We start from the raw sequence: 2,738 nt of genomic DNA, 5'->3' as shown, positions 1-2,738 counted from the left end.
TATTGTGAACAAAACTATGCATTGGTTTTAACCAAAGATCTTAAGTTTGCGGTGCGTAAACCAGATGGCAAAGTGGTGAAATCATTGCCTAAGCCAAAAGTAGACGATGATGCTCAAACTGCTTCGGAGGTAGCGCAATACTATACGGCTCAGAAAAAATTACTCAAAGATATGGTGACATTACAAACTCACCGTCTAGAAGATGCTTTTGTTGTGTGTCGTTTGTGGTATGGCGATAAATGGAATGCGTTGTTTATTGGCAATCCTGTGATGAACCAATTAGCGAGTAAATTAGTGTGGGGCATTTATCAAGATAACGTATTGCTACAAACTTTTATCGTAAATCCAACGCCAATGGATCGAGATGATGATGCGGTTATGATTGCAGATGATGCTGTTATTGGTTTGGTTCATCCTTCTGAGTTGAATCAAGAAGCATTGGAACAATGGCAGGAATATTTAGCTGATTGGGAAATAACGCCTTTATTTGAGCAATTAGATCGTCAGTCGTTTACTGTAACGGCTTTGGACAATGCATTGCAATATAAGATTGAAAACCCATCTCGTAAATCGCCAAGTACTGTCATTAACCGTTTGAGAAAGAAAGGTTGGAATGTTGGATCAGTACGTGATGGTGGAAGTTTTGATGAACTCTACAAAGAAATCGATAATTTAGGCATAGGGGTTGAAATTACCTTTGATAATTGTGCTTGGCATGGTGGATTTGGTTATGAATGTGATGAAGGCGATATTGCTATTGGCAAAATCGAATTTTATTGTTCAGGCGTGCTACCTAGAGGAAGTTACTGCTATGCCGAATTAGACGAAAAAGAATATCAACATTTATTGTTAGATATTAATGAGTTGCCGCCAAGATTGTCGCAAGAGCTGATTCGTGAGGCGATAAATGCCTTTGTGTAAGCGTTACTGATCTGGTTTATATCTGACCCATTGTGATTGATGATAAGAATAATGGGTATATAGGGTAAGTCAAAGAGATACAGTTGTACTTTGGCTTGCCTTCCTTTCTCATTGATAGGTGCTTTTTGTGAATTTAGCTCAACGTCTCCCTGCTGAAATCCTTTATCAGGATCAGCTTACCGCCCTTATTGCAGCCGATAGAGACAGCAAACCCCATCATTGGCAGTTAAGTCCTAAAGCGGTTCGAACTTTTTTGTTAGGTGCTGATAAACCTATTGGCGGTCAAACTATTCAGCGTAAAATTTATGGTAATGATGCGGCTGTTGAACGGGCTATTGTTACATTATTGGGACAGCAAGGATTACTGTTAGTTGGAGAGCCGGGTACGGCTAAGTCTCTATTATCTGAATTATTAAGTGCGGCAATTTGTGGTAATAGTACTTATACCGTTCAAGGGAGTGCTGGTCTGTTTGAAGAGAATATTCGTTACAGTTGGAACTATGCTGCGTTGTTGCAATCTGGCCCAACGTTAAAGGCTATGGTGCCCGGACCTTTGTATCAAGCCATGAGTCAAGGGGCTATTATGCGTTTTGAAGAGCTAACACGTTGCCCAACGGAAGTTCAAGATAGTTTAATCCCCATTCTTTCTGATCGCATTTTACATATTCCTGAAATTAAATCTGAGCACAATTATTTATTGTCACAGCCTGGTTTTAATATTATTGCAACGGCTAATTTGAATGATCGTGGTGTTAACCCATTGTCATCGGCTTTAAAACGTCGTCTTAATTTTGAAGTATTGCAGCCACTTTCTCAGCGTAAAGATCGTATTCATTTAGTGATGGAACAGGTTAATAGTCGTTTGCATCAGGATGCTGTAGAGATTCAAGTGGATCTTGCAACGATAGATATTCTGATGACGGTCTTTGATGAGTTAAAATCGGGGCTAGTCTCAGGAGTAGCGATTCAGACGCCTTCTACTTTATTATCGTTACCTGAAGGCATTAATTTGGCTTATCATGCGGCAATGCAGTGCCATTATTTTGGTGATAAGGCGCTGACTCCGGGTCATCTAGCCACCTTTATGACTGGTGCTGTTATTAAAGATAATCCCAAAGATCAAGAGGCATTATCCGATTACCTGCGTGTAGTCCGTCGTCAGCGCAAAGATGATCTCCTGTGGATGCAATTTTTAGATGGATGTCGACATGCAGGACTGTAATCCTGCTCTAATTTGGGCACCTATTCGTCACCATAGTCCAATGTGCAGTTGGCAGCTGGTGCAGCAGAGTAAACCTGATGTTATTTTAATAGAGACGCCAGCCGATGCTCAGGAGATGCTCTCTTTTTTACAACATAAGCAAACAACACCTCCGATTGCATTATATCTGCATGCATCTTGGCAAGAGCAAGATGAAATACAGTCTCGCTGTGGTTTTATTCCTTTTGCAAAGATGTCCCCAGAGTGGAATGCATTAAGAGAAGCTGCTAAACAACATATCCCATGTGAATTTATTGATTTGCCCTATACGGTGTGGCAACACTACGACGATAAGGTGAACCAAGACTATTTGTTATACCAAGAGTCATTAACAGATACATACCTGTCAAAGCTGTTGGTTAAAACCCAGTGTGATAATTTTGATCAATGGTGGGACAGATATATTGAAAATCAATATCGAGTAAAAGCGGTCGATTTTTTTCAGATATTATATCAATTTGGTCTGAAAATGCGTGAATGTTCTGAGTTAATAGAGAGCGAGACCCTGAAACGTGAACAATATATGGCAGACTGTATAACGCCTCATCTTGCAGCT

General features: G+C 40.2%; 3 protein-coding genes. All 3 read left to right on the top strand.

What is annotated here, in order from left to right; translation table 11 throughout:
* Positions 1-921: DUF4132 domain-containing protein (locus I3255_RS13605; RefSeq protein WP_238039284.1), on the top strand; the 921-nt coding region annotated here is incomplete at its 5' end.
* Positions 922-1,048: 127 nt separating this feature from the next.
* On the top strand, positions 1,049-2,143 hold the full coding sequence (locus I3255_RS13600; protein WP_188007064.1) for an AAA family ATPase: 1,095 nt from the start codon (positions 1,049-1,051) through the stop codon (positions 2,141-2,143).
* The coding region (locus I3255_RS13595; protein ID WP_238039283.1) for a DUF5682 family protein at positions 2,130-2,738 on the top strand (609 nt) is incomplete at its 3' end. The genes I3255_RS13600 and I3255_RS13595, both read left to right, overlap by 14 nt.

The organism is Psychrobacter sp. Ps6 (genome assembly GCF_022129235.1).
GTDB lineage: Bacteria > Pseudomonadota > Gammaproteobacteria > Pseudomonadales > Moraxellaceae > Psychrobacter.
Note: the sequence above shows the minus strand (reverse complement) of the source record. Positions and strands in the feature narration are given on the sequence as shown.